The organism is Bradyrhizobium sp. P5_C12 (genome assembly GCF_054049735.1).
The window spans coordinates 50,717-76,428 of the sequence record NZ_JBFULU010000030.1 but is presented as its reverse complement, the minus strand read 5'-3'; the positions used below and the strand labels follow the sequence as shown (position 1 = coordinate 76,428).

Sequence of the window (25,712 nt, the reverse complement as noted above, 5' to 3'; positions counted from 1 at the left end):
CATTCGCGAAGTCTGCGGCCGTCGCTCGCAACCTTCGCAATGGCCCAAGCGTTAGTCAGCCATGGGCTGCCTTGGAGGAAGCAGAATGCTGTCTGCCTACAAAATAGGCCAGCACTGATTTCCTTTTCAGCACTTTGCATTTCGAAATGCGCGGCCGATATGGGGATTCCAGTAACCACAAGCCAACGAGTCGGGCGCACCATGGAGGCCAACCGCTTCGATCTCGGGAGATACCGCAATGATGAACAATGGACTGAGTCACGGACCTGCACAGATCTACCAATTCCCTGTCGGGGGCCGCGCGGCTCTCGGGGGGCGCCGCTACGGTGAGACCGGCCTTCCCGCCGGCCACGTCTCGCTTCCCGTGAACGAGACGATCTGCAGCGGAAGCTGGTACCATCAGGAAGCAGTCGATGAAGCCAAGCCGAAATGGGATCGCTGATGCCTGCGTTCGGTTCAGTACCGCCGCGCTCTCTCGAACGCCCGGCGTCAGTTTGAAAAAGGGTCGAAACAACGAAGTTTCGGCCCTTTTTGATTCTTGTTTCGATTCTCGGCCTTGACGGCCGAACTCAGATCACCGCACAGGCCGTCACCGGCCGCTTCAGATGCTTGACCGTGGTGGCCCCGGTCTTGCCGATCGTCAGCGTGGTCCCCGCCCCCGAATAGCGTGTGCCCGAGACCGTCAGCCGCTTGGCGAGCGTGACCGGCTCGCCGTCGATCTGGAGGAAGGCGCGCTTGTCGTAGTCATAAAACCCCACGATGAATTGCGTACCATCGGCGCAGCGATAGGTCCGGAACGTCTGCGCATCGGCCTGCCGGGCGCCGAGAATTCCGCCCGCCAGCATGGTGATTGCCAAAAGAATGGCCTTGTGCCGGTCCATGATCGCCCCCTGTGCTAGACCTCAAGGACGCCCCGTCGTGCGTCCAATGGAAACATAACCCAAGCTCATCTCATGTCAGATTCCCCTGCCCGCCACCTCGCCCTGCAAGGCGCCAGCAATTTCCGCGACCTCGGCGGCTATCCGACCATCGATGGCCGCACCACGCGCTGGCGGCTCATCTTCCGTTCCAACCATCTCGGCCAGCTCACGGCGGCCGATATCGAGATCGTCCGTGCGCTCGGCGTCAGAAGCGCGTTCGATTTTCGTGGGCTGGAGGAGCGCGCGGCGGGCGTCTGCGTCGTGAACGAGATAGCGGTGCATTCGCTGCCGATCGAGCCGACAGTCGTGGCCGCGCTGCGCGCCGAGCTCGCCCGCGGCACACTGACCGCGCCGGTTGCGCTCGAGATCATGCGCGAATCCTATCGCAACTATGTCCGCCATAACACGCACAGCTTTCGCGCGCTGTTCGGCCACCTCCTCGAAGACCGCGCGCCGCTGGTGGTCCACTGCACGGCCGGCAAGGACCGCACCGGCTTTGCCAGCGCGCTGATCCTGCATGCGCTCGGCGTGCCCTATGACGTCATTGCCGAGGACTATCTGCTGACCAACCAGTTCTATCGGCGCGATGCGACGGCTGCGACGGAACTGCCTGACGACGTGCGCAACGCGATCGGGAGCGTCGAGGCCTCCTACCTCAACGCCGGCTTCGAGGCGGTACATGCCGAGTATGGCGATCTCGAAGCCTATTTGCGGGACGGGCTCAAGATTGGCCCACCGGAGCGGGAGGCGCTGAAGGCGCGTTATCTCCAGTCGTAATCAAACAACCGCATTTTTGCGTGGCTCCGGTGGCCTTGAGGATTGCCGAACGCAGAGCACGGGCGACGTGCATGGTGCTCCAGTCGCTCTGGTGCAGCTTCAGATCGTCATCCGCGGCGAGCAGCTGCTCGAACGAGGCGTTATTGTAGACGTGCCAGTGCCGCATCAGCGCCCAGCGCTGGAACAAATTGACCTTGGCGCCTTGCGCGGCGGTGCGGATCGCCGAAACCATCTTTTCCGAGAGTTCGGCATTGCCGTCATACAGCATGGCCGTCACGTATTGCGGATCGATCAGCACGACATCCGTGGTCGGGTGGTCGCGCAGGAGTTTCAATCCCTCGGCGATCTTCCTGACCACCTCATCGAAGTTGAACTGCTCTTTGCGAAACACGGCGTTGGTTCCAACCTGCCAGAGCACCAGCGAAGGATTGTCAGCAAAAATGTCGTCGTTGAACCGAGCCACTTCCTGCGGCGCATCCTCGCCACCCTTGCCCCGGTTGAACACATCGATCCGGATGTTCAGATGAGGATCGTCATCCTTGAAGTGCTTCCTCAAATACAGTTCGAGTCGCGCCGGATAGGCAACGACATTGCCAAGCCCGGCCGTCGAGGACGACCCCATCGCCACGATGCGGACGGGACCCTTTCCTCCCAACGCCGTCCGGAAATTCTCCAGCGGATATTTCAAATCGACGATGGCAGCGGGAAATTCGATGGTCGGCAAATTATCGGGCATGAAAAGACCCTCCTCCACGACCTGACGTTGCATCGCTCATTCAGCCTTGAAGATGCCGCCATTGCAAGTCCAATTCTGCCGGCGCAATAGTCGGCGCGAATTGAAACGGCGGAGAGTATCGTGCAGGGGAAAGTGATTGTCGTGACCGGCGCGCTCGGCGCGCTTGGCAAGGTGGTCGCGGAGGTCGCGCAGTCGCGGGGCGCGCGCGTTGCCGGCATCGATCATGCGCCCTCGCAAGCATCTGCCACGCCCGACCGCATCGAGATTGGCGGCGTCGATCTGTCCGACGCGGCGCAGGCGAAGGCGGCGGTCGAGGCTGCGGCAAGACATTTCGGCACGCTCGATGCCCTGGTCAACATCGCCGGTGGCTTTGCCTTCGAGACCGTTGGCGACGGCGACATCAAGACGTGGCAGCGCATGCATGCGCTCAACGTGCTGACCGCGCTCAACACCTCGCGCGAGGCGCTGCCGCATCTCGCCGCCTCCAAGGCCGGCCGGATCGTCAATATCGGCGCCATGGGCGCGCTCCAGGCCGGCTCCGGCATGGGCCCCTACGCCGCATCGAAAGCAGCCGTACATCGCCTCACCGAGGCGCTCGCCAATGAATGGAAAGGCAAGGTCGCCGTGAACGCGGTGCTGCCCTCGACCATCGACACACAGGCCAACCGCACCAGCATGCCGAATGCGGACTTCTCCAAATGGGTGACGCCGTTGGAGCTCGCCGAGGTCATCCTCTTCCTCGCCGGCGATGCCGCGAGCGGCGTCACCGGAGCGCTGATCCCCGTGAGCGGACGGGTGTAGTCAATCCGCCACCAATAGCCGCAGATTGCCCTTGAAACGGATGCTCTGCTTGGCGGCGCCCAATTGTCCCGTCCGCAGGATAATCGCACCGTCCGTTCCGGATCAAATGGCGCCGAGCCCTAACTCCGATCCGGGCTAGACTGCTTGCAACTGATTCTCCGACCGGAAAGCCTGTGGAAACCGCGCTCTATCTGCCCGTCAAACGCTTCCTCGAAGAGCTCGGCTTCACCGTCAAGGGCGAGATCGGCGGCTGCGATCTCGTGGGCTTGAGCGCCGGCGATCCGCCGGTGGTGGTGATCGGCGAACTCAAACTTGCCTTCAATCTCGAGCTGATCCTCCAGGCGGTCGACCGCGCGCCGGCCGGCGACGAGATCTGGATCGCCGCAAAGATGTCGGTGCGCGGCAAGGGGCGCGAGAGCGATGCCCGCTATCGCAACCTCTGTCGCCGCCTCGGCTTCGGTATGCTTGGCGTGACCGACCGCGGCCAGGTCGAGGTGCTGGTGAAGCCGCCGACGGCGGCGCCGCGCCGCGAGCCGAAGACGCGCTCGCGGCTGGTTGCCGAGCATCAGCGTCGCCAGGGCGATCCCGTGCTCGGCGGCAGCACGCGCGCGCCGATCATGACGGCCTATCGCCAGCAGGCGCTGGCGTGCGCCTCCGCGCTTGCCGCCGGCCCGCGTCCCGTGCGCGAGCTGCGCGAGCGCTGCCCCGATGCCGGCAAGATTCTGCTGCACAATGTCTATGGCTGGTTCGAACGCGCCGAACGCGGAATCTATCGACTCACGGAGGCCGGCCACGCGGCGCTGAAGCGCTGGCCGCAGGTGCCGGTCGGAGACACCGCACGCGAGGCAGCACAGCCCTAGCGACGGGCACATGGGAGGACGCGCATGATCGTGGTGACTGCCGGTGTGACAGCCCGGCCGGAAACGTTCGAAGAGGTGCGCCGCCTGAGCCTTGAACACGTCCGTCGTTCGCGGCAGGAGCCTGGCTGCATCTCCCATGCGGTGCATGTCGACTGCGAGAACCCGCTCAGGCTGGTATTCGTCGAACAATGGGCCGACCGGGCGGCGCTGTCGGCCCACTTCGCGGTACCAGCGTCCCGCGAATTGGTGCGGACCTTGCGCTCACTGGCCACGGGCCCGGCGACGCTCGACCTCTACGACGCCAGCAAGCTCGAAAAGCTGTGAGTGCATAGCTGAGATGCCACACCAAATTCATATTGCAATGCAACATGGACAGCACTAGGTATCCCGGCATCGAAACGAGGCACCTATGAGCGCAGACTGGAACACCAAGTACGGCACGCGGCGCGTCCGCCACGATCCGCCGACCCTGGACGAGGCGATTTTCGCCGCCGTCGGCATCACCGACGATCAGGAGCAGCAGGCCGAGATCGCCGCCGCCTTGATGGGGATGCCGCTCGATGTCGTGCAGGCCGAGGTGAAGAAGCAGGCCCGGACCAACAGCCGTATCACCGCGACCCGCGTGATCGCCGGCGAACAGGGCGCACAGCGCTCGGTCGTGGTCGAACGCCGCGTCGTACGCCGCTTCGGCAACGACAAGCGCACCGGCACCTGAACGCTCATTTCTGTGGCTTCAATGCAAAAGCGGACCGGCCTGGCCGGTCCGCTTTTCGATTCCACTGCGTGAGCAGGGTCTTGTCGGAAAACCGCGTCAGGCGGCGCGGTTGCCGTACATGCTCGAAATCAGCTTCCAGCAGGTCGAGTTGAAGCTGAGCAAGGCGCGACCGGCCCTGAACGGCGCGGCTGCGAGTTCGGCGAGCTCGGCTTCGGGGGTCTTGGCCAGATCGATCGTGCCGGTCGATTCGCCATGGCGGAATTGCAGATGCGCGCCGAACTTCCTGGCAAGCGCGCGCATGGCGTGATTCTCCGAGCCCGTGGTGATGCGCAGGCGCTTGAAACCCTTCCAGCGCGCCTCCGCAATCAGCCGGCTGAACAGGATGGTACCGACGTTCTGGCGGCGCGCCGAAGCTTCCACGCTGAAGGCGACCTCGGGCAGCGAACCATCCTCCGGCGGATGCAGCTCGGCCGCGCCGCGGACCACGCCGTCGACGATATAGGCGACGATCACGGTGCCGTCCTCGGCACAGCGGGCGGCGTAACGCTCGATGAAACTGTCGTCGAGAAAGCCGTTGAAACGGTCGTGCCGGCTTTCGGCATCGAGCCTCAACAGGTGATCGCGCAGCAGCGGCAATTCTTCCTGCTGACTCAAGGTCCGCACATAGCCCGGAACGGACGTCGTGCGGGTGGTATCTTCAAGTTCCAAGTCTACTTCGCGTGACAAGTCAAAACTCCTCTTGGTGTCCCTCGAGGAGGCGTTCGAATCCCTAGACCTCCAATATTGTGCGTCGCAGCAAATTTTTCAAGACGGGAACCTGCTCAAGTTTCGGGCATCGGAAGCGACTAATTCGTTAACAAAATCAAAGCCCCGTAATCATACGAGCACGAGCTGCGTCTGGGTCACCACGGCGACCAGCTTGCCATCCTCGGTCTCCAGCCGGGTCGTCCAGACCTGGGTCCGCCGACCCCGATGGACCGGCGTTGCCGTGGCGATGACCGTGGTTCCCTCCTTGGCCCCGCCGATGAAATTGGTCTTGCTCTCCAGCGTGGTCGTGCCCTTGGCATCCTCCGGCAGGTTGATCACGGTCGCCGCCGCGCCGACGGAATCGGCCAGCGCCATCACCGCGCCGCCGTGAATGGTGTGGTGAAGCGTGCAGAGCTCGGGCCTGACCGTCATCCGCGCCACCACGCGATCCTTCTCCGCCTCGACGAATTCGACGCCCTTGAGCTCGGCGAACGGCATCTTCATCGCTTTAAGTTTCTCGAGCGGCGTCATCAAAAGTCCTCCCAGCGTCTTGAACACTCAGCGTGAATGGCTCCGCGCGCCAAAGCAATGACGTCCGAGGTAATCGCCATGCTGACATCGGCGCCGACATTGTGCATAGGCTCGTGCCATGCGCCACTTCCCACCCCGCCGCATCGTCTGCCTGACCGAGGAGACCGTCGAGACGCTCTACCTCCTCGGCGAGCAGGACCGCATCGTCGGCGTCTCCGGCTATGCCGTCCGTCCGCCACAGGTGCGGCGCGAGAAGCCGCGGGTGTCGGCCTTCGTCTCCGCGGACATCCCGAAGATCCTCGCGCTGGAACCGGACCTGGTGCTGGCCTTCTCTGATCTCCAGGCCGGCATCGTCGCCGACCTCGTCCGCGCGGGCGTCGATGTCCACGTCTTCAACCAGCGCGACATCGCCGGCATTTTGGCGATGATCCGCACGCTGGGCGCGCTGGTCGGCGCAGCCGGGCGCGCCGGGGAACTCGCACAAGGTTTCGAACGGCGCCTCGCCGCGATCGCCGCAATGCCCCGCCCCTCGCCGCGTCCCAAGGTCTATTTCGAGGAATGGGACGATCCCCTGATCTCCGGAATCGGCTGGGTGTCCGAGCTGATCGGGATCGCCGGCGGGGAGGATGTGTTTCCGGAGCTGAGACATCGGCAGGCCGCGAAGGACCGCATCGTGTCGGCGGACGCGGTGCGCGAGAGCGCACCCGACGTGATCCTCGCCTCCTGGTGCGGCAAGAAGGTGGTCCCTTCCCGCATCAGGCAGCGTGACGGCTGGAGCGAAATTCCGGCTGTGCGCGACGACCGCATCGTCGAGATCAAGTCGACGATCATTCTACAGCCCGGGCCAGCGGCCCTGACGGACGGGCTCGACGCGATCGTGACGGCGTTGTGGGGTCAGCGCTCGTAAGCTAGCACGCGTGGCAGCCCCGTCGACCGGCCGCCTCAGCGTGACGGTGATGGATTTTCACGTCACCGCATTGACGATCTGATATTCCGGCCGGCGCCACACCTCGCCCGCAATCACCTCTTCGATGATCTCGGCTGCCCGCACGATCTCGCTCTCACCGATATACAGCGGCGTAATCCCGAACCGCATGATATCCGGCGCCCGGAAGTCGCCGATGACGCCGCGAGCGATCAGTGCCTGCATGGCAGCGTAGCCGCCGTCGAAGGCGAAGGAGACCTGTGAGCCGCGGCGATCATGCGCGCGTGGGGTCACCAGCCTCAGAGATGGGCAGCGGCGCTCGACTTCTCTGATGAGGAGATCGCCGAGCGCCAGCGAGCGCGCGCGCAACTCCGCGATATCGACGCGGTCCCAGATGTCGAGGGAGGCTTCCAGCGCCGCCATTGCCAGCACCGGCGGTGTGCCGACGCGCATCCGCTCGACGCCGCCGGCGGCCGCATAGCCAAGCTCGAACGCAAACGGTTTTGCGTGGCCCATCCAGCCGGACAGCGCAGCGCGCGCACTGTCGGCGTGGCGCGGTGCGACGTAGAGAAAGGCCGGCGCGCCGGGGCCGGCGTTGAGATATTTGTAGGTGCAGCCCGCAGCAAAATCGGCGCCGCAGCCGGCGAGATCGACCGGCAGCGCGCCGGCCGAATGCGCGAGGTCCCAGACCGTGACGATGCCAAGCGCGTGCGCCTTCGCCGTCAGCTTCGCCATGTCGTGGCGGCGGCCGGTGCGGTAGTCGACCTCGGTGAGGTAGAGCACCGCGACCTCCTCCGACAACGCGGCCTCGACCTGCTCCGGCGCCGCCAGGCGCAATTGATGACCGCGCCCGAGCGTCGCGATCAGGCCTTCGGCCATGTAGAGGTCGGTCGGGAAATTGCCGGTGTCCGAGAGGATCACCTTCCGCTCGCTGTTCATGTCGAGCGCGGCCGCGAGCGCCTGATAGACTTTGAGTGATAGCGTGTCGCCGGTCATCACGGCGCCTGCCTCCGCGCCAATCAACCACGCGATGCGGTCGCCGACGCGGCGCGGCTGGGCATACCAGCCGGCCGTGTTCCAGGCCCGGATCAGCTCGTTGCCCCATTCGGCCGTGATGACGCGGCCGACGCGCTCGGCGACACCCAGCGGCAGCGCGCCGAGCGAGTTGCCGTCGAGATAGATCACGCCGCCAGGCAGATGGAACAGCGCTTTGGTGTCGTCGTAGACGCGCAGCTTCGTGTCGGAAATGGACATCTTCTTGGGCATCTCTAAAGGATGGTGCGAACGCGCCAGAGCTCGGGGAACAGCTCGATCTCCAGCATGCGCTTGAGGTAGCTGACACCGCCGGTGCCGCCGGTACCGCGCTTGAAGCCGATGACGCGTTCGACCGTCGTCACATGGTTGAAGCGCCAGCGCCGGAAATAATCCTCGAAATCGACCAGCTTCTCGGCGACCTCGTAGAGCATCCAGTGCGTCTCCGGCGCCTCGTAGACGATACGCCAGGCCTGCAGCACGCCCTCGTTGAAGCTGTGGGTCTCGCGAACATCGCGCGCCAGCACAGCCGCAGGCATCTTGAGCCCGTTGCGGTCGGCGAGCCGCAACACCTCGTCATAGAGGCTTGGGGTTGCGAGCTCGGCCTCCAGCAGATTGGTCACCTCGGCATCGTGCGCGTGCGGCTTCAGCATGGCGTGATTTCGGTTGCCGAGCAGATATTCGATCAGCCGGTACTGGCGCGACTGGAAGCCGGAGGATTGGCCGAGCTGCGAACGGAAGCGCGTATATTCGCTCGGCGTCATCGTGCGCAGCACGTCCCAGGCGCCGTTGAGCTGCTCGAAGATGCGCGACACCCGCGCCAGCATCTTCATTGCCGGCGCCACCTCGTCCTTGGCGATGGAGCGGCGCGCGGCGCTGAGCTCGTGGATGGCGAGCCGCATCCAGAGCTCGGTGGTCTGATGCTGGATGATGAACAGCATCTCGTCATGCGCTTCCGAGAGCGGATGTTGCGCGCCGAGGATCGCGTCCAGCGCCAGGTAGTTGCCGTAGGACATGCGCCGGGCGAAATCGGTCTCGGCGCCTTCGCTTGCAGGATCGTAATCGCTGGACGTCATGACAGGCCCTCTCGATCGATCATCCCCTTTGGCCTCGTCAGTCGAGGCCGATCAGACGCGCGGTGATCGGCGCGGACGGATCCTTCAGCCCGTCGATCACGGTGAAATGGTTGAGCCCGGGATCGATGACGAGGTGCGTCGGCACGTCGAATCCGGTCCAGACATTGGCCAGGAGGTCGGACTGGCGGATGAACTCGGGCCGCTCGACGCCGCCGACCCAGGCGGTGACCGGCGAATGCCCGCGCGGCTGGTGCAGCGCCGCGCTTTCGAGCGTCGCCTCCTCCATGGTCATGCGCAGCGTCTCATTCATCCCGGTCTTCAGCAGCGGCCGCAGATCGTGCAGGCCGCTGATCGAGAGCGTCCCGGCGATGCGGTTGTAGACGGCGGGCTCGAGCCGGCTGTCGTCGCACAGCATGCGCGTGACGAGATGGCCGCCGGCAGAATGCCCGGCGAGCCGGATCGGCCCTGCGACCAGCGAGGCCGCTTTCGCAATCGCGGCGGTGATTTCAGCGGTGATGTCGGAGATACGCGCAGCCGGCGTCAGCGTGTAGCTCGGCAGGGCCACGGTCCAGCCATGATGACGCGCGCCTTCGGCGAGATCGGTCCAGGCCGATTTGTCGAAGCGCATCCAGTAGCCGCCGTGGACGAAGACGACGAGGCCGTTGCTGTCGCCATCGGGCAGGATGAGATCGAGGCGCTGGCGCTCACCCGGGCCATAAGCGATGTCCGGACGGAAATCCTTCAGCCCGGCACGATAAGCCGCCGCCCGCTCCGCCCACAGCGCCGGCAGCTTGTCCGAGCCCGGGATATGGGCCGAATTGGCGTAAGCATCATCCCAATCGCGCATCGTTACTCCCTCGACGGACTCAAGCCTTGCGCGGGCACCAGTCTGCCACCGGCCGGGCGCCCGGCCTAGTCTTTATTTTAAGCTTAAAGTATCTGGATGAGGCACCGCTAGCCTCCCCACTCGTCATTCCGGGGCGATGCAAAGCATCGAACCATGGTGCGCAATTGCGCACCTGAGAATCTCGAGATTCCGGGTTCGCCCTTTGGGCGCCCCGGAATGTCCGAACGTCTTGTTCGCAATGACGTCGGAGAGATACCTACGCCCTCTCCACCCCGCACCATTCCGCGATGAACAGCGCCATCGCCTTGGTCGTCTTCTTCAGCGACTCCAGCTCGACATATTCGTTGAAGCCGTGCATCTCGCCGCCGCTGGCGCCGAAGCAGAGGCTCGGGATGCCGTAGTTCAGGCCGTAGAAGCGGGTGTCGGTGAGCGCGGTGAAGACGAGGTCCTCGACCGCGCCGCCGTAGACGGTGTTGAAGGCCTTGCCGAACGCGGCTTCCGGCGCTGCCGAGTCGGTCAGTTCATAGCCGTCCGACAGGAAGCCCGACCATTCGATCTCCGGCGGATTGTTGGCGAGGAAGCGGTGATTGCGCGCGGCAGCAGTGACGCAGGCCAGAATCTCCTTCTGGTGATCGGCCACCGACCAGCCCGGCAGGATCGCAATACGGCAGTCGACGTCGCACCAGGCCGGCACGCTGGAGGCCCAGTCGCCGCCCTTGATGATGCCGGGGTTGAAGTTGATGGGATGGTTGAGCGCCTTGAAATGGCGATCGGCCTTCGCCCGCTCGTTCCATTCGATCTCGAGCTTCTGGATCGCCTGGATCAGATGATAGGCCGCCATGATCGCATTGGCGCCTGAGCCGGCAAAGGCGACATGGGTGGGGTGGCCCTTCACGCGCAGGCGAAACCAGATCACGCCGACCTGGGAGCGCACCATCTTGCCGCCGGTCGGCTCCGGAATGAAGCAGGCGTCCGCGCGATAGCCGCGCTGAAGCGTCGAGAGCGCGCCGACGCCGGTGCTCTCCTCCTCGATGACGGACTGGAAGTGAATCCGCCCCGTCGGCTTGAGGCCCGCGGCCTTGATCGCATCCAGCGCATACAGCGCGCCGATGGTGCCCGACTTCATGTCGCAGGCGCCGCGGCCGAACATCTTGCCGTCCTTGATGACGGGCGAGAATGGCGGCGTGTCCCACAATTCCAGCGGCCCCGCCGGCACCACGTCGCAATGGCCCTGGAGGATCAACGATTTGCCGCTATTGGTTTGCGGACGGTAGGTCCCGACCACCGAGCGCGCCTTGGAGAAATCATGCTCGATCGGGCCGAAGCCGCGCAGATCCTTGAGATCGTCGACATCGATGTGCCAGTCGTCGACCTCATAGCCGCGTTCGCGCAGGAGGTCGCCGATCATGTCCTGGCACGGCCCCTCCGCGCCACGGGTCGAGGGGATCGCGACGAAATCGCGTGTGGTTGCAAGCTGGGCTTCAAAGCCGGCGTCGACGGCGTCAAGAATCCTCTGCTGCATGTCGGCATTCATCAGGCAACTCCAGGCATTCGAATGGTCCCACGGAGCGCGCAAGCTAGCCGATTTCAGCCGTTCGGGTACTCCACAAAATAAGCATCCCGCAATGCATCTTCGAGCAGCCGGCCTTCCGAATAGCCATCCAGCGTCGCAGGCCGGCTCACGCCGTCGAGCAGGCGCGGACACGGCTCCGGCGCGCCGAGCACGGTGCGCACGGGAATGCGTTCGGCATAGATCGGCAACGCATAGTCTTCATCGTCATCCGCAACCCCCTTGGCGCGGACCTTTGCCGAGGCTTCCTCGATCTCCATCGCAATGAAGGAGGTCGCCTTGATCTCCTGCGTATTGCTCTGGCGCAGGCTTGCGGTGCGATCCGGGAAAAAGCGGTCGACCATGGCGACCACCGCGCGCTCCTTCTCCTCGGGTTCGGTGACGAGATAGGCCGTGCCGAACGCCATCACGGCGCGGTAATCGGCGGAGTGATTGAAGCCGCAGCGCGCCAGCACCAGACTGTCGAGATGGGCGACCGTCAGGCACACCCGCTCGCCCTTGGTCTGGTTGCGCAGCATGCGGCTGGCGCTCGAGCCGTGCCAGTAAAGCCTGGTCCCCTCGCGCCAGAAGAAGGTCGGCGTGCAATAGGGCTGGCCGTCGATGACATAGGAGACGTGGCAGAGCATCGAGGCGTCCAGGATGCGATGAACCGTGTCGTGATCGTAGAAGCCGCGGTCGTGACGGCGCTTCACCTGGTTGCGCGCGGACGTCGGATAGGAATTGAGGGTCTCAGCTTGGCTCACGGCCGCTCCTGTCGGGATTGGAAGAATTCCAGACCAGTTGTAGCGGCGGATTTGGTCTGCGATAGTGCCAATTCCATGCAAAAGATTCCGACCAATTTTGCGCCCGCGCCGGCCAAATTCCCTTCGCCGGCAAAGCCCGAGCTGCCGCTCGACCTCACCGGGCCCCACATCACGGCCGGGGCCTCGGCGGCGCACCGGCTTTACCAGGCGCTGTGCGAGATGATCGTCGGCGGCCTGGTGAAGCCCGGCGAGCCGCTGCCGCCGTCGCGGACACTGGCCAAGCAGACGGGATTTCGCCGCAACGCCGTCGTCTCCGCCTATGAGCGCCTGATCGCCGACGGCTTTGCGCAGGCGACCGTCGGCTCCGGCACCTTCGTCGCCGCGCGCATCCCGGCCCGATCCGCTCTGTCAAAAAAGCCGAAAGCCGTGGTCGAAGCGCCGCGGCAGGGCGTGCTCTCGCTCGGCTGCACCCATATCGACGAGCGCGCGGTGCAGCGCTTCCGCGCCTTCGTCGGCCGCCGCATGCGCGCCTTCGGCGCCGAGCATCTGCACTACGGCGACCCGCGCGGCAGCCGCGAGCTGCGCGTCGCGATCGCCGATCACCTGCTGTCGGCGCGGGGGCTGCGCTGCGACCCCGACCAGATCATGCTCACCTCCGGCACGCTGCACACCCTGCGCATCGTGCTCGGCACGATCCTGAAGGCGAACGACCAGGTCTGGTGTGAGGATCCCGGCTATCCGATCGCGCGCAGGACCATCGCACAATGCGGCTATCGCACCATCCCGATTCCCGTCGACGCAAACGGCCTGCACATCGCCAAGGGTCGCGCGGCCGCGCCATCTGCGCGCGCGGCCTATGTAACGCCGTCGCACCAGTTTCCGCTGGGCGTGCAGATGTCGATGCCGCGGCGGCTCGAGCTGCTGGACTGGGCCAAGGCGGCCGGCGCCTTCGTGTTCGAGGACGATTACGACAGCGAGTTCCGCTATGACGGCGCGCCGCTGATGTCGCTCGCCGGCATCGATCGCCTCCAGCGCGTGATCTACATGGGCACGTTTGCCAAGACGCTGTTTCCGGGCTTGCGCATCGGCTATTGCGCCCTGCCCGAGCGCCTGATCGCGGACGTGACCGCCGCGCGTGCCGCACTCGACCGCTTTCCCGGCACGCTGATGGAAGGCGCCGTTGCCGACATGCTCAATTCCGGCGCGTTCGCTGCGAACCTCAAGCGCGTGCGGAAACTCTATCGCGAGGCGCGCGACGCGCTGGCCACGACGCTGGAAGCGGCTTCCGATGGCGCGCTGTCGGTGCCGGTGCCGTCGCAGGGGCTGCATCTGGTCGCGCGGTTCGATCCTTCGGTTGCCCCTGCGGTTGCGGCAGAAGCAAAGCAGGCGGCCGGCGCGGAAGGCTGGCTGCTGGCCGACACCTACGCGCGGGCGCGTCCCCTGCCCGGATTCGTCCTGGGATTTTCCGGGCACGCGGTTCCGCAGCTCGTGGCTTCCGCCGAACGGCTTGCGCGGGAATCGCGCGCCGCCTTGCGCCCGAAGGGCAAATCGATCCGGCGGGCGTGACCGAGCTTCTTTGCTGTCAGAATCGCGTACCGCTCCCTACATTGCGGCATCGATGCCGGGACCTCACACCATGCTGCTGCGCCGTGCGACTTGCCTCTCGCTCCTGATCTCCACCGTGCTCGCCACGGCGGCTCACGCAGCCACCGTCGGGCGCGAACAGGACATCGCCGATCTCAAGCTCGGCCAGCGTGTGTTGGTGGATGACGGAACTTGCCCCGCCGGGCAGGTCAAGGAAGTGCGTGGCGCGAAGATGACCGACAAGGGCGTGGCGCGAACCAGCGCCTGCGTGCCGCGGTACGGGCCGAAGTCGAAGTAAGGGGATTAGAGGTTATTTCGCCGGATCGAACATGCACTGCAAGGTCGGCTTGGCGATCTTGGTGAAGGTCGGGCCGATCTCGTTCTGCTTGGCCGCCGGCACCCAGTCGGTCTCGATCGTCGGCACGCCGGTCTCGCTGATACCGCGCAGCAGCGCTTCGCGCAGGTCGCGGTCCTCGACGACGGCGGCGGCATGATCATGCAGACAGCCGCAGACCTCCTCCGGATGCTCCCAGCGCCCGAGCATGCGCGGCGCGCACTGCCGCACGAACTCGGTGCGGGGATCGGGTAATCTGGAGGGAGAGCGCACCTGCGCCTGGACGGAACCGATGGTCAGAAGGGAAATGAGCGCTGCGGCGCAAATGCGAAGATTCATGATGGCCTTTAACGGCTGATTTTCTTGTTGGCGATCAGAAGCGCGCGGCGACCACGATCGACTGCGGCGCCGCCGTGGTGACCGGCGAGCCGTTGTACTGGAAGGTGCCGATACCCGGCAGATTGCCGTCGGGCGCGCCTGCGAATGAGGAACCGGCGAGCACGAAGCCGAAAGCGAGGATGAAGCTGAGCGTGCGCATGGACGTGTCTCCAGGTTCCGTGCCGGCGATGGCGCCGTCGTCGTTGTGAAGCTGATAACCATGGGCGGTTTCGCGCGTGATGCGCCAAAAGCGGAAAATGGTTTCGTCTTCGTGAGAATTGTTTCGTCCCGTCCGGCGCGACGACACATTCGGCGGAAAACCCCAATCATTTCAGATGGGTCGCGCCGCTGCTCAAACCGGTCTGGCAAGCTTCGTTTGGGGTCGAAGACGCAGTGTAGAGAGCACGCGGTCACATTCGTGCCTTCCACACTTCACATGCATTTTACGTTTTTCTGCTGAAGAGAGCCAAACGAGGCTGGTCCTGTCGAACCGAGGGCGCGTCGGCCGCGACCCAAGCCATCGAAACCGAGAAGCCCGGATCACTACCGGGCGCGTTCATGTGAGGGATGGCCATCATGGTGGCGGGAGATCGCGCAACGGCGCGCGACGCGGACCAAGGGACGGACCGCGGACATCAACGACCCATTCGCAGCCGCGCCACCTCACCTGGCGAAATGGCGCAGCAATCGGGCCGCGGCTACGAGGCCGCGCCGCAGGCGTTCGTGCGGCTGACCGGCTCGCATCTCGCCAAACCGCGCGTCAGCCGCGCGGTCATCACTGAGTGAAGAACTCGCCGCATTTCTGCACGTTTGCGTCAGCCGGTCCCCACGGCATGATCGGCACCGTCGAGGTCGAGTTCTTCGGCGAGCCCTCGATCAGCCTGTCCGAATAGACCATGTAGACCAGCACGTTGCGCTTGGCGTCGCAGCCGCGCACGATCTGCATCTTCTTGAAGAACAGCGAGCGGCGCTTGCGGAACATGTCGTCGCCCTGCTCCATCTTGTCCTTGAACTTGATGGGCCCGATCTGGCGGCAGGCGAGCGAGACGTCCGAGACCTCCTCGGCAAGGCCCAGCCAGCCCTTGAAGCCGCCCTTCTCCGGCACGGTGAAATGACAGGCCACGCCCTCGACCTCGGGGTCGTCGAGACCATAGGTCGCGAGCTTGTCATTCGGGCTGACCCATTTGAACACGGTGGAGCGGCGGAAGATCAGATCCGGCTCGTCGGCAGCGGAGGCGGCAGTTGCCGGCACGACCAAGAGCAAGGCGAATAAAGCTAGGTCTTTCAAACGGATGCCGGAAAGACCGGGGAAACGGGATGACATGAAGTTCTCCGGTGACGCGTTCCCGTAATGTAGGCATCCGAACGCGGCTGAGGAAGGCGACGGGCAACCGATCGCGGCCGCCGTTTACCGCTCCGTGAGGCTTTTTTGCTACGTACTGAACAAATGTAGCTGACGGCAGAACCACTTTGCTGGTGAACGCGTATCCCCTCTGCGAGACTAATGTCTGATTTGGATTGTGGATTCGAGGAATGAATAGCGTGAACGGGTCCGGTTCTTCTGCCAAGCCGGCACGGCTGTGGCAGGTCGCCATTTTGACGGCGGCAGGTGTGATCTGTACGGCGAACCAGGCGGACGCAGCGTTTTATTATTGGACGGATTATTCCGACGGGTCCTACGGCCGCCATGAGCGGTATCCCGAAGAGCCGCGACAAAAGCCGCAGAAGCGCAGCGCGACCGGCAAGAAGGACGTCGTCGCCGAAAAGGAAGCCGGTATAAAGCCGCAAGGGCCGCTCGTCATCGTCGTCTCGATCGACCGGCAGAAGGTCACGGTCTACGACACCAACGGCGTGTTTGCGGAATCTCCGGTGTCGACCGGCATGAAGGGCCATTCGACGCCGATGGGCGTGTTTAGCGTCATCCAGAAGCACAAATTCCACCACTCCAACATCTATAGCGGCGCGCCGATGCCGTACATGCAGCGGATCACCTGGTCCGGCGTCGCGATGCATGCCGGCGTGCTGCCGGGCTATCCGGCCTCGCACGGCTGCATCCGCATGCCGATGGCGTTCGCGGTGAAGATGTGGAACTGGACCAGGATGGGCGCGCGCGTCATCGTCTCGCCCGGCCAGATGACGCCGCAAAACTTCTCGCATCCCCTGCTCGCCTCTACGCGGATGCCGCCGCAGCCTGCCGCCAGCCTCCAACCGACGACGACTGTTGGCGACAAGGCGGACAAGGGCGCGACTGACGCCAAAATCACCGAGGCGAAGCCGGTCGAGACGAAGACGGCCAGCGCGGACGCCGTGCTCGATCTGCGTTCGACGGTCGGCCACGCCGTGATGTCGGATGCGACGACCGGCAGCGCACCGGCTCGCGACGAGGCGGCCAGCACCGAAAACAAGACCGAAACCGCCGAGGCGGCGAAGCCTCAATCCGAAGAGGCCGCCAAGCCGGCCGACGCCGCGACTGTTAAAGCGAAGCCCTCCGAGGTTGCTGAAGCGCCCAAGGCGACGACCGCCGACGACAAGTCCGCGGACAAGGTCGAGGCAGCCAAGCCTGAGACCGCCAAGTCTGAGCCGGCCCCGGCCGAGACCGGCAAGAAGCCTGACGCAACGGTGACGGCAACGACGCCTGCGCAATCCGCCTCGCCGGACGCCAAGAAGGACCAGACCCGCGTCGCCGATCCCGCGCCCGCCGCGAAGCCGGACGTGCCGAAGCGGGCCGGCCAGATCGCGGTCTTCATCAGCCGCAAGGACTCCAAACTTTATGTGCGGCAGAACTTTGCGCCGCTGTTCGAGGTGCCGGTGACGATCGCCGCCAGCGATCGCCCGCTCGGCACCCATGTCTTCACCGCCGAGGTCGACAAGACCGACACCAATGCGCTGCATTGGTCGGTGGTATCGATGCCCGTGTCGGCACGTTCCGCCGCGCGCGAGGAAGACGGCCGCATGACGCGCCGCCAGCACGGCGCCGCCGTGATCCCCGTCGCCGCAAAGCCGGTGGCCGTCACCCCGAATAGCCCGGCCGAGGCGCTCGACCGCGTCTCCATCCCCGCCGACACCATGGCAAAGATCAACGAGATGCTGACCAGCGGCGGCTCGATCATCGTCTCCGATCAGGGCATCAACCAGGGCGAGACCGGCGAAGGCACCGACTTCATCGTGCGCCTGTACTGAATGATTCGCCGCGTCCGATAACGCGGTGTTGAGCAGGCCGATCGCAGCGGCGGAGTAGAGTGGGTCCCGGATCACGTCGGGGGACGTCGCCATGCTGAACCGCAGGACCATGCTCGCCGCGCTTCTCGCAACAGGCGCATCCGCAACGCGCGCGTTCGCCGACGGCGGCATGAGCCGCATATCGGCCTACGCCTTCTCCTTCCCCGCATTGTCCGGCGATGACATCCGCCTTGCGGCCTTCACCGGCCGGCCGCTGCTGGTGGTCAACACCGCCTCGCTGTGCGGCTACACCCCGCAATATGCGGGGCTGCAGGAGCTCTGGAGCGAGTTTCGCGCACGTGGGCTCAACGTCATCGGCGTGCCTTCCAACGATTTCGGCGGCCAGGAACCCGGCGGCACCAGCGAGATCTCGGAGACAGCGCACCACCAATACGGCGTTACCTTCCCGATCGCCGCAAAGGCCGTCGTGGTCGGGCCGAAGGCGCATCCCTTCTACAAATGGGCGGCTGAGGCGCGGCCGAAGGAGGTTCCGCGCTGGAACTTCCACAAATACCTGATCGGCCGCGACGGCTATATCGCCGAGGTGTTTTCCTCCGCCGTCGAGCCGACCGACACCCGAATCAAGACCGCAGTCGCGAAGGCGCTGGCCGACAGTTGACACGCCGCACCCCAACGCGCTTGGGCACAATTGTGGCGAAGCGCCAAACAGCCGTTGCAATGGCGAGTGCCCACCATCTAGGCTAGGATCAGCGCTAAGATATCTTGGGCAGGATGGTTTTGCCGCAGGCGAAAAGCCACGGTGAAACAACGGGATCAATCTCGAGGACAACACCATGCGTGTGGCGGCAGGACTGATTTTGGCAAGCGCAATGTCTCTGGCGATGACAGGCGCAGCATGGTCGCAGACCCCGGCCGCGAAGCCGGCAGCCGCCACGCAGGCTGCACCCGCGGCGACGCCGGCAGCTGCGGCACCCGCCGCAGCTCCGGCAGCAGCAGCCACGCCGCCCGCCTTCGTCAATCCGCCCCCGCCGAAGCAAGCGCCCCAGCCGGCGCGCGCCGCCTGCAACACGCCGGGCGCGCTCGGCGTCGCCCGCACCGTCGAGATCGACACCACCGGCGGTCCGGGCTTCGGCTTCGAGCACTTCAAGGAGCTCGACTTCCTGCGCGACAAGGAGGTGGTGTTGACCTTCGACGACGGCCCCTGGCCGAAGAACACGCCCGCGGTGCTGAAGGCGCTCGCCGATGAATGCACCACCGGCATCTTCTTCTCGATCGGCAAGCACGCCACCTACGAGCCGGAGATCCTGAAGCAGGTCTACGCAGCCGGCCACACCGTGGGCAGCCACACCTGGTCGCACGCCAATCTCAACAACAAGAAGCTCACGGAAGCGCAGCGCAAGGAAGAGATCGAGAAGGGCCTGTCCGCGGTGAAGTGGGCGCTCGGCGGCATCTCGCCCTCGCCGTTCTTCCGCTTCCCCGCGCTCCAGCATCCGCCGGAGATGGTCACCTATCTCGGCAACCGCAACGTCGGGATCTTCTCCTGCGATATCGACTCGTTCGACTTCAAGGCCTCCAAGCCCGAGAAGGTGATCGAGACCGTGATGAAGAAGCTCGACAGCAAGGGCAAAGGCATCGTCCTGATGCACGACTTCCAGAAGCACACCGCGGAAGCCCTGCCCGAGCTGCTCAAGCGCCTGAAGGCCGGTGGCTACAAGGTGGTGGCGATGCGTGCCAAGTTCCCTGCCTCGACGCTGCCGGAATACGACCAGGAGCTGCTCAAGGACATCAAGCTGCCGACGGTCAGCAACCGGCCGGTCAACAGCGTGGTGACGACGGTCTCCGAATAGCCGCGCCCTTGTCGTTCCGCATCGAAGGCTACGTCATCATCTCCGCGGACGGCATGCTTGCCGACGCGACGCATGTCATGCCCGACAGCCTGAAGTTCGAAGGCGACAAGAGGTTCTTCGAGCAGGCTCTGGATCGTGCCGCGCTGATCGTGCACGGCCGGCACTCGCATGAGCAGCAGCCGAACTCGCCGAAGCGAAAGCGGCTGATCATGACGCGCAAGATAGCCGCGCTCACAGTCGATCCGGAGATGCCGAACGCGACGCTGTGGAATCCGGACCATGCGAGCTTAGAGCAGGCCTGTGCCTTCGCCGACGTCGCCTCCGGCATGGTCGCGATCATCGGCGGCCCCGTCGTGTTCGACATGTTCATGGATCGCTACGACACGTTCTGGCTGTCGGAGGCCCCGCATCTGCGCCTGCCCGGCGGCGAGGGCTGCTTCGTCGGCGTGCCGGAGCGGACGCCGCATGAGGTGCTCGCCGAGCACGGGATGAAGCCGGGGGCGCCATACCTGCTCGACGCGGCGCATGACGTCACCGTCACGCCGTGGCGCAGGTCTTCGTAGGGTGGGTTAGCCCCGCGGATTGCGCGAAGCGCAAACCGCTTGGCGTAACCCACCAACTTCGTCCCGCGTTCGTTGAAGCATGGTGGGTTACGCCTTCGGCCAACCCACCCTACGGCGCCTCAAACGTCGCCGTAGGCCGCTTCGACCGGACGCGTGGCCCGGCCGTAGCCGATGATCATGAACAGAGCGCCGATGATTGACAGGTTCTTGAGCGCGTCGACCAGCATCTTGCCGTTGTCTGGCGGCGCCAGGTTCCAGAAATCGTAGAACAGCACGGTTGCCACCGCGACGTAGATGATCAGCAGCATCGCGAAGAAGCGCGCGCCGAAATTCAGCGCGATCATCACCCCCGCGATGATCTCGAGCGCGCCGACCGCGATCGCCAGCAGCTGCGGCGTGGTCATGGCGGTCGCGGTCTCGACCTGCTTGGCATAAGGCGCGATCATGTCGGGCACCACGACCTTGGCGGCAATGAAATCGGCCGTCGCCTGGATGGCGAACAGCTTGGTCGCGCCCGTGTAGATGAACAGCACGGCGAACAGGATTCGCCCGAAAGTCACGAACGCTGGCATGATCGGCCTCTTGGCTCAGGCTTTTTGAAATCGGAATTTTGACGAAACTACCGAGCGATTATGAAGAGTCGCGCGCCGGTTTACAAACGGGGAAATGGCGAAAACTGTTTTGAAAAGGTTGAAGTGGCTGACGCGTCGGAGGTGTGCTCCCTCGCCCCGCTCTTGTCCGCCCGAAGCCTTGGCGAAGGCGGATGCGGGGCCGCGACGAGCTTCGCTCGCGCTGAGAGGGTTGGGGTGAGGGGGAGCCTCCGCGGGGACGGTGAGAGTTGGACTCGCGGAGAGTCCCCCTCACCCGGATCGCATCTATCGATGCGATCCGGGTTCTCCCCGCAGGCGGGGAGAGGCGAAGAACCGACGACCTTACGTAAACAACGTCGGCTGCTGCCGCGCCGCACGCTCCTGCGCTTCCACCACCGCGACCGCGGTCATGTTGAGGATGCCGCGCGCCGTCACGGATGGGGTGAGGATGTGGGCGGGGCGCGCCGGGCCGATCAGGATCGGGCCGACGGGCAGCGCGTCCGCGAGCGACTTGATCATCTGATAGGCGACGTTGGCGGTGTCGAGGGTCGGCATGATCATGATGTTGGCCTCGCCCTCGAGGTTGGAGTGCGGCAGCACCATCTTGCGCGCAGCGGCCGAAAGTGCCGTGTCGCCCTGCATCTCGCCGTCGGCCTCGATCTCCGGATGCTTCTCCTTCAGGAGCTGGGTCGCCCGGCGCATCTTGCGCGAGGATTCGGTATCGTAGCTGCCGAAATCGGAATGCGAGACGAAGGCGATCTTCGGCTTGATGTTGAAGCGCTGAACGTGAACCGCCGCGAGCGAGGCAATCTCGGCCAGCTCCTCCGCGCTCGGATTGGGGCGAACCTGGGTGTCGGCGATGAAGAACGCGCCCTTGCTGGTGATCAGCAGCGCCAGCGCCGCATAGTCGCTGATCCCTGCCGAGAAGCCGACGATTTCGCGGACATGGCGCAGATGGCTCATGTAGCGGCCCTCGACGCCGCAGAGCATGGCGTCCGCCTCCCCGCGCGTCACCGCGAGCGCGGCGATGACCGTATTGTTGGTGCGGACCACCGTGCGCGCCGCATCCGGCGTCACGCCGCGGCGGCCGGCGACCTCGACATAGGACTGCACGTAGGAGCGGTAGCGCGGATCGTCCTCGGGGTTGACGAGGTCGAAATCCTTGCCGGCCTTGATCGACAGGCCGAAGCGCTTGATGCGCGCCTCCACCACGGACGGACGACCGACCAGGATCGGCGTCGCCAGCTTCTCCTCCAGCACCACCTGCGTGGCGCGCAGCACGCGCTCGTCCTCGCCCTCGGCATAGATCACGCGCACCGGCTGGGTCTTGGCCTTGGCGAACATCGGCTTCATGACGAGGCCGGAGCGGAAGGCGAAGCGCATGAGCTGCGCGGCATATTCGTCGAAATTGGTGATGGGACGCGTCGCGACGCCCGACTCCATCGCGGCCTTCGCAACCGCCGGCGCCACGCGCAGGATCAGCCGTGGATCGAACGGGCTCGGAATCAGCGAGCCCGGACCGAAGCCGCCCATCTCGCCGGTGTCGACCCCTTGCGCCACCGCATCCGACGGCGCCTCGCGCGCGAGCTGCGCGATGGCTTCGACCGCGGCGTGCTTCATCTCCTCGTTGATGGCGCTGGCACCGACGTCGAGCGCGCCGCGGAAGATGAAGGGAAAGCACAGGACGTTGTTGACCTGGTTCGGATAGTCCGAGCGGCCGGTGCAGATCATGGCGTCGGGGCGCACCTTCCGCGCTTCCTCCGGCATGATTTCCGGCGTCGGGTTGGCGAGCGCCATGATCAACGGCTTGTCGCCCATCGCCTTGGCCATCTCGGGCTTGAGCACGCCCGGTGCCGACAGCCCGATGAAGATGTCCGCGCCGCCGATGACGTCGGCGAGCGTGCGCTTGTCGGTCTTCTGCGCGTAGACGGCCTTCCAGCGGTCCATCGAGGTGTTGCGGCCCTCGTGCACGAGGCCGTCGATGTCGCAGACCCAGATGTTCTTGCGCTGCGCGCCCATCGACACCAGCAGGTTGAGGGTCGCGATCGCAGCCGCCCCTGCCCCCGACGCCACGATCTTGACGTCGGACAGCTTCTTGCCGTTCAGCCTGAGGCCGTTGGTGATGGCGGCGGCGACGATGATGGCGGTGCCGTGCTGGTCGTCGTGGAAGACCGGGATCTTCATGCGCGCCTTCAGCTGCGCCTCGATCTCGAAGCACTCCGGTCCGCGGATGTCCTCGAGATTGATGCCGCCGAAAGTCGGCTCGAGCGCCGCCACCGTCTCGACCACGCGGTCGATGGTGTCGGCGGCGATCTCGATGTCGAACACGTCGATGCCGGCGAATTTCTTGAACAGGACCGCCTTGCCCTCCATGACGGGCTTGGACGCCAGCGGGCCGATATTGCCGAGGCCGAGCACCGCGGTGCCGTTGGAGACCACGGCAACCAGATTGGCGCGGGTCGTCAGCGTCGCGGCTTCCGCCGGGTTCTTGGCGATCTCGGTGCAGGCAGCCGCAACGCCCGGAGAATAGGCAAGCGCGAGGTCGCGCTGGTTGGCAAGCGGCTTGGTCGCCTGGATCTCGAGCTTGCCGGGGCGCGGCAGGCGGTGATAGGCGAGCGCCGCCTGGTGGAGGTCATCTGAATAGGACGACATGCGGTCTCTTGCCTCGCGTTACCGGCCTCAAACTACGTTGTCCTGACCGGTCTGTCGCGGGTCGCGGTATTCCGGGTCATGGAAACGGGATGAAGCACGGCCGGCGCCCCGGTGGCAACATCCGATTGCGACCCCATCAACAGGCCGATCGGTCAAATATCTGATAGCTATAGCTTTCCCTGGACCGCACGGCGTTTCGCGAATATGGCAGGTTGCGCGGTGCAATATGAGCAACTGGAGCTGAGAATGAAGCGAATCCTGATCGGCCTGATCGCGGTGGCCGCACTCGCCGCAGGCGGATGGTTCGGCTTCAACCTCTATGCAGAGCATCGCGCCACCGCCGAGATCGAGGCCGCCTTCGACCAGGTTCGCGCGAGTGGCGGCAAGGCAAGCCATGGCAGGATCGGGTTCGATCTGCCGACGCGCACCCTCACGATCGAAGACATCGCCATCGATCCCGGCCAGCAGTCGCAGATGCAGGTCAAGATCGCCAGCGTGAAGGCGACCGGCGTGCGCCAGCTCGACGAGGGGCGGTTCTCCGCCGACGCCATCGACGTCTCGGGCATTGAATTCGCAATCGACAGCGCGGTCGGCCCATCGCAGGTCAAGGCCGCCTACAAGATCGCTCGGGCCACGATCCGGGACTACACCGGGGCGATCCGCGCTCAGGTCTTGCCGGCATCAAACGCCATCACCGACCTGTACCGGTTTGGTCTCGAACAGTTCAGCAGCGTCGCGGCGTCCTCAATTGAGGTGCCGACCATTGCCGTTGCCATCGCCGGCAAGCCCGGTACGGCCAACCCGGGAGGCGGCGATCTCGCCTATTCGGGCCTGGTGATGAAAAATCTCCGGCAGGGCAAGGTCGAGGCGACCAAAGCGGACCGGCTCACCTTCACGTTCAACTCGATCCAGGCGGGCAAGCCCGACAAGCTCACGGGCGAGCTGTCGAACCTCATCCTGAACGATTTCGATTCGGCCGCCATGCTCGCGACCCTCGACCCTCAAAAGGCGAACGACGACAGCTACCATCAGGTCTACAGGCAGATTTCGACAGGGCCTTACACGGTGACGTCCGGCGGCATGCGCCTGGAGGTCGATGGCTTCACCATCGACGATATTGGCGTGCAGCCATCAAAATTCCGGATGGTCGAGATGCTGGCCGAGTTGCCCCAGGATCAATCGGCCCCTCCAACGCCCGCGCAGGCGCGCGAGATGATGGAAAAGCTCGCTGGATTCTATGAGGGCCTTCGCGTCGGCAAGATCGAGGTCGGCAAGACGACGGTGGGCACGCCGCAAGGGACGGCGAGGATCAACGCAGTCAGGTACCGGGAGGGCGAGTTCGCAGTCGAGGGCGTCGATACACCGTCCCCGCAGGGTCAGTTCAAGATGGAGCGCTTCGCCCTCAAATCCTTCAGCACGACGAACCTGATGCGCTGGGCGGCAGGCCTCGCCAACCCCGGGCGGGCGCCCTCGCCCGATCAGATGCTGGGCCTGTTCCGGGTGCTCGGAGGCGCCGAGATCAAAGGCGTGGTCTCGCCGTACAAGAACACACGGCAGCTCGTCACCATCGACACGATCAGCCTGAACTGGGGACAATTGGTCGGATCGATCCCGAGCAAGGCCAATCTGGTCGTGAAGATGGTCGCCCCGACCGATCCGACCAATCCCGTTCAGCTGCCGTTGACGATGGCCGGCATCGACAAGCTGGCCATCAACCTCGATCTCGGCGCGGCCTGGACGGAATCCTCGGGCACCTTCGCGCTTGCACCCGCCACCATCGATCTCGGCAATCTCGCCAAGGCGCAGGCCCGCTTCGCGCTCGCCAATGTGCCGCGCGGGATGTTCACGACCGATCCGGTGCAGGCCATGGGCCAGGCCGAGCAGATCGAGACCGGCGCGATCGAGCTCTCCTTGCGCGACAGCGGGGTCGTGGATCTCGTGGTGGCACAATTTGCGCGGATGCAGAACGTCAGCCGCGACGCCGCGCGCGGTGCCATCGTCGAGATGATCCGGGCGCAGGGCGAGAAGGTCGCAGCCTCCAATCTCGACGCCAAGGCGGCTGTCGATGCGATCGCCGGCTTCGTCGAGACGTCGGGGCAGGCGCTCAGCATCAAGCTGACGCCGCTCGGCAAGATCCCGGTGCTCCAGCTCATGAACCTGCTGAACAACGAGCCGATCGTCGCGCTGGCGCAATTCCGGATCGAGGCGTCGACGGGGCTTTGAGAGCGCTTGGTCTCGTGTCCCGGACGCGGCGCGGCATGAAATGACGCGACGCAGAGCCGGGACCAAGAAGTCACCTTCCGT

28 protein-coding genes are annotated in these 25,712 nt (G+C 64.9%); 14 read left to right on the top strand and 14 right to left on the bottom strand.

Annotation, left to right across the window (positions count from 1 at the left end):
• Positions 1-238 precede the first annotated feature (238 nt).
• Entirely contained in the window at positions 239-442 is a 204-nt protein-coding gene (locus tag ACXJMY_RS24715; protein WP_456621955.1) for a DUF2735 domain-containing protein, read from the top strand.
• A gap of 127 nt (positions 443-569) precedes the next feature.
• Here ACXJMY_RS24715 and ACXJMY_RS24710 read toward each other — a convergent pair whose 3' ends face one another.
• The gene (locus ACXJMY_RS24710; protein WP_456621954.1) at positions 570-881 is read right to left on the bottom strand and encodes an MliC family protein; all 312 of its coding nucleotides are present in this window, start codon (positions 879-881) and stop codon (positions 570-572) included.
• A gap of 72 nt (positions 882-953) precedes the next feature.
• On the opposite strand from ACXJMY_RS24710, the gene ACXJMY_RS24705 reads away from it, so the two are divergent.
• Positions 954-1,697: a tyrosine-protein phosphatase gene (locus ACXJMY_RS24705; RefSeq protein ID WP_456621953.1), complete on the top strand. Its 744-nt coding sequence runs from the start codon at positions 954-956 to the stop codon at positions 1,695-1,697.
• On the opposite strand, the gene ACXJMY_RS24700 is transcribed toward ACXJMY_RS24705, so the two are convergent.
• Positions 1,642-2,466 carry an SGNH/GDSL hydrolase family protein gene (locus ACXJMY_RS24700; RefSeq protein WP_456621952.1) on the bottom strand — a complete coding sequence of 275 codons (825 nt, stop codon included), beginning with the start codon at positions 2,464-2,466 and terminating at the stop codon, positions 1,642-1,644. The genes ACXJMY_RS24705 and ACXJMY_RS24700 overlap by 56 nt on opposite strands.
• Before the next feature lie 87 nt (positions 2,467-2,553).
• Here ACXJMY_RS24700 and ACXJMY_RS24695 point away from each other — a divergent pair, with 87 nt between their 5' ends.
• The 4 genes from ACXJMY_RS24695 to ACXJMY_RS24680 all read left to right on the top strand — a co-directional run bounded on the left by ACXJMY_RS24695 (position 2,554) and on the right by ACXJMY_RS24680 (position 4,809).
• On the top strand, positions 2,554-3,234 hold the full coding sequence (locus ACXJMY_RS24695; RefSeq protein WP_456621951.1) for an SDR family oxidoreductase: 681 nt from the start codon (positions 2,554-2,556) through the stop codon (positions 3,232-3,234).
• A gap of 173 nt (positions 3,235-3,407) precedes the next feature.
• Positions 3,408-4,094: a DUF2161 domain-containing phosphodiesterase gene (locus ACXJMY_RS24690; RefSeq protein ID WP_456621950.1), complete on the top strand. Its 687-nt coding sequence runs from the start codon at positions 3,408-3,410 to the stop codon at positions 4,092-4,094.
• Positions 4,095-4,118: 24 nt separating this feature from the next.
• Positions 4,119-4,418, top strand: a complete 300-nt coding sequence (locus ACXJMY_RS24685; RefSeq protein WP_456621949.1) for a putative quinol monooxygenase — start codon at positions 4,119-4,121, stop codon at positions 4,416-4,418.
• Between the two features lie 85 nt (positions 4,419-4,503).
• Complete coding sequence (locus ACXJMY_RS24680) at positions 4,504-4,809, top strand: hypothetical protein (protein ID WP_015686575.1); 306 nt, start codon at positions 4,504-4,506, stop codon at positions 4,807-4,809.
• Between the two features lie 96 nt (positions 4,810-4,905).
• Here the strand turns inward: ACXJMY_RS24680 and ACXJMY_RS24675 are convergent, their stop codons facing one another.
• Both ACXJMY_RS24675 and ACXJMY_RS24670 read right to left on the bottom strand, forming a co-directional pair.
• On the bottom strand, positions 4,906-5,517 hold the full coding sequence (locus ACXJMY_RS24675) for an N-acetyltransferase family protein (protein ID WP_456621948.1): 612 nt from the start codon (positions 5,515-5,517) through the stop codon (positions 4,906-4,908).
• Between the two features lie 168 nt (positions 5,518-5,685).
• A complete protein-coding gene (locus ACXJMY_RS24670; protein WP_456621947.1) occupies positions 5,686-6,087 on the bottom strand; it encodes a PaaI family thioesterase in 402 nt (133 codons plus the stop codon).
• 118 nt (positions 6,088-6,205) lie between these two features.
• Here ACXJMY_RS24670 and ACXJMY_RS24665 point away from each other — a divergent pair, with 118 nt between their 5' ends.
• The gene (locus ACXJMY_RS24665) at positions 6,206-6,994 is read left to right on the top strand and encodes a cobalamin-binding protein (protein WP_456621946.1); all 789 of its coding nucleotides are present in this window, start codon (positions 6,206-6,208) and stop codon (positions 6,992-6,994) included.
• A gap of 57 nt (positions 6,995-7,051) precedes the next feature.
• Here the strand turns inward: ACXJMY_RS24665 and kynU are convergent, their stop codons facing one another.
• The 5 genes from kynU to ACXJMY_RS24640 all read right to left on the bottom strand — a co-directional run bounded on the left by kynU (position 7,052) and on the right by ACXJMY_RS24640 (position 12,280).
• Positions 7,052-8,266, bottom strand: coding sequence for a kynureninase (gene kynU, locus ACXJMY_RS24660; protein ID WP_456621945.1), 1,215 nt, complete (start codon positions 8,264-8,266; stop codon positions 7,052-7,054).
• Between the two features lie 14 nt (positions 8,267-8,280).
• On the bottom strand, positions 8,281-9,120 hold the full coding sequence (gene kynA, locus ACXJMY_RS24655; RefSeq protein ID WP_456621944.1) for a tryptophan 2,3-dioxygenase: 840 nt from the start codon (positions 9,118-9,120) through the stop codon (positions 8,281-8,283).
• Between the two features lie 37 nt (positions 9,121-9,157).
• Entirely contained in the window at positions 9,158-9,967 is an 810-nt protein-coding gene (locus tag ACXJMY_RS24650) for an alpha/beta hydrolase (protein WP_456621943.1), read from the bottom strand.
• Positions 9,968-10,223: 256 nt separating this feature from the next.
• Entirely contained in the window at positions 10,224-11,501 is a 1,278-nt protein-coding gene (locus ACXJMY_RS24645; RefSeq protein ID WP_456621942.1) for an ArgE/DapE family deacylase, read from the bottom strand.
• Between the two features lie 53 nt (positions 11,502-11,554).
• The gene (locus ACXJMY_RS24640; protein WP_456621941.1) at positions 11,555-12,280 is read right to left on the bottom strand and encodes a pyridoxamine 5'-phosphate oxidase family protein; all 726 of its coding nucleotides are present in this window, start codon (positions 12,278-12,280) and stop codon (positions 11,555-11,557) included.
• 75 nt (positions 12,281-12,355) lie between these two features.
• Between ACXJMY_RS24640 and pdxR the strand changes: the two genes are divergently transcribed.
• Together pdxR and ACXJMY_RS24630 are read left to right on the top strand one after the other, a co-directional pair.
• The gene (pdxR, locus tag ACXJMY_RS24635) at positions 12,356-13,846 is read left to right on the top strand and encodes a MocR-like pyridoxine biosynthesis transcription factor PdxR (RefSeq protein ID WP_456621940.1); all 1,491 of its coding nucleotides are present in this window, start codon (positions 12,356-12,358) and stop codon (positions 13,844-13,846) included.
• Positions 13,847-13,916: 70 nt separating this feature from the next.
• Complete coding sequence (locus ACXJMY_RS24630) at positions 13,917-14,162, top strand: DUF6719 family protein (RefSeq protein ID WP_456621939.1); 246 nt, start codon at positions 13,917-13,919, stop codon at positions 14,160-14,162.
• 12 nt (positions 14,163-14,174) lie between these two features.
• On the opposite strand, the gene ACXJMY_RS24625 is transcribed toward ACXJMY_RS24630, so the two are convergent.
• The 3 genes from ACXJMY_RS24625 to ACXJMY_RS24615 all read right to left on the bottom strand — a co-directional run bounded on the left by ACXJMY_RS24625 (position 14,175) and on the right by ACXJMY_RS24615 (position 15,900).
• Entirely contained in the window at positions 14,175-14,537 is a 363-nt protein-coding gene (locus ACXJMY_RS24625; protein ID WP_456621938.1) for a hypothetical protein, read from the bottom strand.
• A gap of 34 nt (positions 14,538-14,571) precedes the next feature.
• Positions 14,572-14,736, bottom strand: coding sequence for a hypothetical protein (locus ACXJMY_RS24620; protein ID WP_456621937.1), 165 nt, complete (start codon positions 14,734-14,736; stop codon positions 14,572-14,574).
• Between the two features lie 615 nt (positions 14,737-15,351).
• On the bottom strand, positions 15,352-15,900 hold the full coding sequence (locus tag ACXJMY_RS24615) for a CreA family protein (RefSeq protein ID WP_456621936.1): 549 nt from the start codon (positions 15,898-15,900) through the stop codon (positions 15,352-15,354).
• 209 nt (positions 15,901-16,109) lie between these two features.
• Between ACXJMY_RS24615 and ACXJMY_RS24610 the strand changes: the two genes are divergently transcribed.
• From ACXJMY_RS24610 to ACXJMY_RS24595, 4 genes are all read left to right on the top strand, one after another.
• Positions 16,110-17,756: a L,D-transpeptidase family protein gene (locus ACXJMY_RS24610; RefSeq protein ID WP_456621935.1), complete on the top strand. Its 1,647-nt coding sequence runs from the start codon at positions 16,110-16,112 to the stop codon at positions 17,754-17,756.
• A gap of 91 nt (positions 17,757-17,847) precedes the next feature.
• Positions 17,848-18,414, top strand: a complete 567-nt coding sequence (locus tag ACXJMY_RS24605) for a glutathione peroxidase (RefSeq protein WP_456621934.1) — start codon at positions 17,848-17,850, stop codon at positions 18,412-18,414.
• A 175-nt stretch (positions 18,415-18,589) separates the two neighbouring features.
• Entirely contained in the window at positions 18,590-19,603 is a 1,014-nt protein-coding gene (locus tag ACXJMY_RS24600) for a polysaccharide deacetylase family protein (RefSeq protein ID WP_456621933.1), read from the top strand.
• 8 nt (positions 19,604-19,611) lie between these two features.
• Positions 19,612-20,166, top strand: coding sequence for a dihydrofolate reductase (locus tag ACXJMY_RS24595; protein ID WP_456621932.1), 555 nt, complete (start codon positions 19,612-19,614; stop codon positions 20,164-20,166).
• A gap of 119 nt (positions 20,167-20,285) precedes the next feature.
• Here the strand turns inward: ACXJMY_RS24595 and ACXJMY_RS24590 are convergent, their stop codons facing one another.
• Together ACXJMY_RS24590 and ACXJMY_RS24585 are read right to left on the bottom strand one after the other, a co-directional pair.
• Positions 20,286-20,738, bottom strand: coding sequence for a DoxX family membrane protein (locus tag ACXJMY_RS24590; RefSeq protein WP_456621931.1), 453 nt, complete (start codon positions 20,736-20,738; stop codon positions 20,286-20,288).
• Between the two features lie 360 nt (positions 20,739-21,098).
• A complete protein-coding gene (locus ACXJMY_RS24585) occupies positions 21,099-23,408 on the bottom strand; it encodes an NADP-dependent malic enzyme (protein WP_456621930.1) in 2,310 nt (769 codons plus the stop codon).
• A 246-nt stretch (positions 23,409-23,654) separates the two neighbouring features.
• Here ACXJMY_RS24585 and ACXJMY_RS24580 point away from each other — a divergent pair, with 246 nt between their 5' ends.
• A complete protein-coding gene (locus ACXJMY_RS24580) occupies positions 23,655-25,631 on the top strand; it encodes a hypothetical protein (RefSeq protein ID WP_456621929.1) in 1,977 nt (658 codons plus the stop codon).
• Positions 25,632-25,712: the final 81 nt, after the last annotated feature.

Excerpts from the sequence above, each read along its gene's own strand:
- ACXJMY_RS24590 (WP_456621931.1), bottom strand. The coding sequence starts at position 20,738 with ATGCCAGCGTTCGTGACTTTCGGGCGAATCCTGTTCGCCGTGCTGTTC.
- ACXJMY_RS24620 (WP_456621937.1), bottom strand. The coding sequence starts at position 14,736 with ATGCGCACGCTCAGCTTCATCCTCGCTTTCGGCTTCGTGCTCGCCGGT.
- ACXJMY_RS24650 (WP_456621943.1), bottom strand. The coding sequence starts at position 9,967 with ATGCGCGATTGGGATGATGCTTACGCCAATTCGGCCCATATCCCGGGC.
- kynU (WP_456621945.1), bottom strand. The coding sequence starts at position 8,266 with ATGTCCATTTCCGACACGAAGCTGCGCGTCTACGACGACACCAAAGCG.
- ACXJMY_RS24710 (WP_456621954.1), bottom strand. The coding sequence starts at position 881 with ATGGACCGGCACAAGGCCATTCTTTTGGCAATCACCATGCTGGCGGGC.
- ACXJMY_RS24715 (WP_456621955.1), top strand. The coding sequence starts at position 239 with ATGATGAACAATGGACTGAGTCACGGACCTGCACAGATCTACCAATTC.
- ACXJMY_RS24615 (WP_456621936.1), bottom strand. The coding sequence starts at position 15,900 with ATGTCATCCCGTTTCCCCGGTCTTTCCGGCATCCGTTTGAAAGACCTA.
- ACXJMY_RS24705 (WP_456621953.1), top strand. The coding sequence starts at position 954 with ATGTCAGATTCCCCTGCCCGCCACCTCGCCCTGCAAGGCGCCAGCAAT.
- ACXJMY_RS24685 (WP_456621949.1), top strand. The coding sequence starts at position 4,119 with ATGATCGTGGTGACTGCCGGTGTGACAGCCCGGCCGGAAACGTTCGAA.
- ACXJMY_RS24600 (WP_456621933.1), top strand. The coding sequence starts at position 18,590 with ATGCGTGTGGCGGCAGGACTGATTTTGGCAAGCGCAATGTCTCTGGCG.
- ACXJMY_RS24630 (WP_456621939.1), top strand. The coding sequence starts at position 13,917 with ATGCTGCTGCGCCGTGCGACTTGCCTCTCGCTCCTGATCTCCACCGTG.
- ACXJMY_RS24665 (WP_456621946.1), top strand. The coding sequence starts at position 6,206 with ATGCGCCACTTCCCACCCCGCCGCATCGTCTGCCTGACCGAGGAGACC.
- ACXJMY_RS24580 (WP_456621929.1), top strand. The coding sequence starts at position 23,655 with ATGAAGCGAATCCTGATCGGCCTGATCGCGGTGGCCGCACTCGCCGCA.
- ACXJMY_RS24680 (WP_015686575.1), top strand. The coding sequence starts at position 4,504 with ATGAGCGCAGACTGGAACACCAAGTACGGCACGCGGCGCGTCCGCCAC.
- ACXJMY_RS24670 (WP_456621947.1), bottom strand. The coding sequence starts at position 6,087 with ATGACGCCGCTCGAGAAACTTAAAGCGATGAAGATGCCGTTCGCCGAG.
- ACXJMY_RS24585 (WP_456621930.1), bottom strand. The coding sequence starts at position 23,408 with ATGTCGTCCTATTCAGATGACCTCCACCAGGCGGCGCTCGCCTATCAC.
- ACXJMY_RS24605 (WP_456621934.1), top strand. The coding sequence starts at position 17,848 with ATGCTGAACCGCAGGACCATGCTCGCCGCGCTTCTCGCAACAGGCGCA.
- ACXJMY_RS24645 (WP_456621942.1), bottom strand. The coding sequence starts at position 11,501 with ATGAATGCCGACATGCAGCAGAGGATTCTTGACGCCGTCGACGCCGGC.
- ACXJMY_RS24610 (WP_456621935.1), top strand. The coding sequence starts at position 16,110 with ATGAATAGCGTGAACGGGTCCGGTTCTTCTGCCAAGCCGGCACGGCTG.
- ACXJMY_RS24700 (WP_456621952.1), bottom strand. The coding sequence starts at position 2,466 with ATGCAACGTCAGGTCGTGGAGGAGGGTCTTTTCATGCCCGATAATTTG.
- pdxR (WP_456621940.1), top strand. The coding sequence starts at position 12,356 with ATGCAAAAGATTCCGACCAATTTTGCGCCCGCGCCGGCCAAATTCCCT.
- ACXJMY_RS24625 (WP_456621938.1), bottom strand. The coding sequence starts at position 14,537 with ATGAATCTTCGCATTTGCGCCGCAGCGCTCATTTCCCTTCTGACCATC.
- kynA (WP_456621944.1), bottom strand. The coding sequence starts at position 9,120 with ATGACGTCCAGCGATTACGATCCTGCAAGCGAAGGCGCCGAGACCGAT.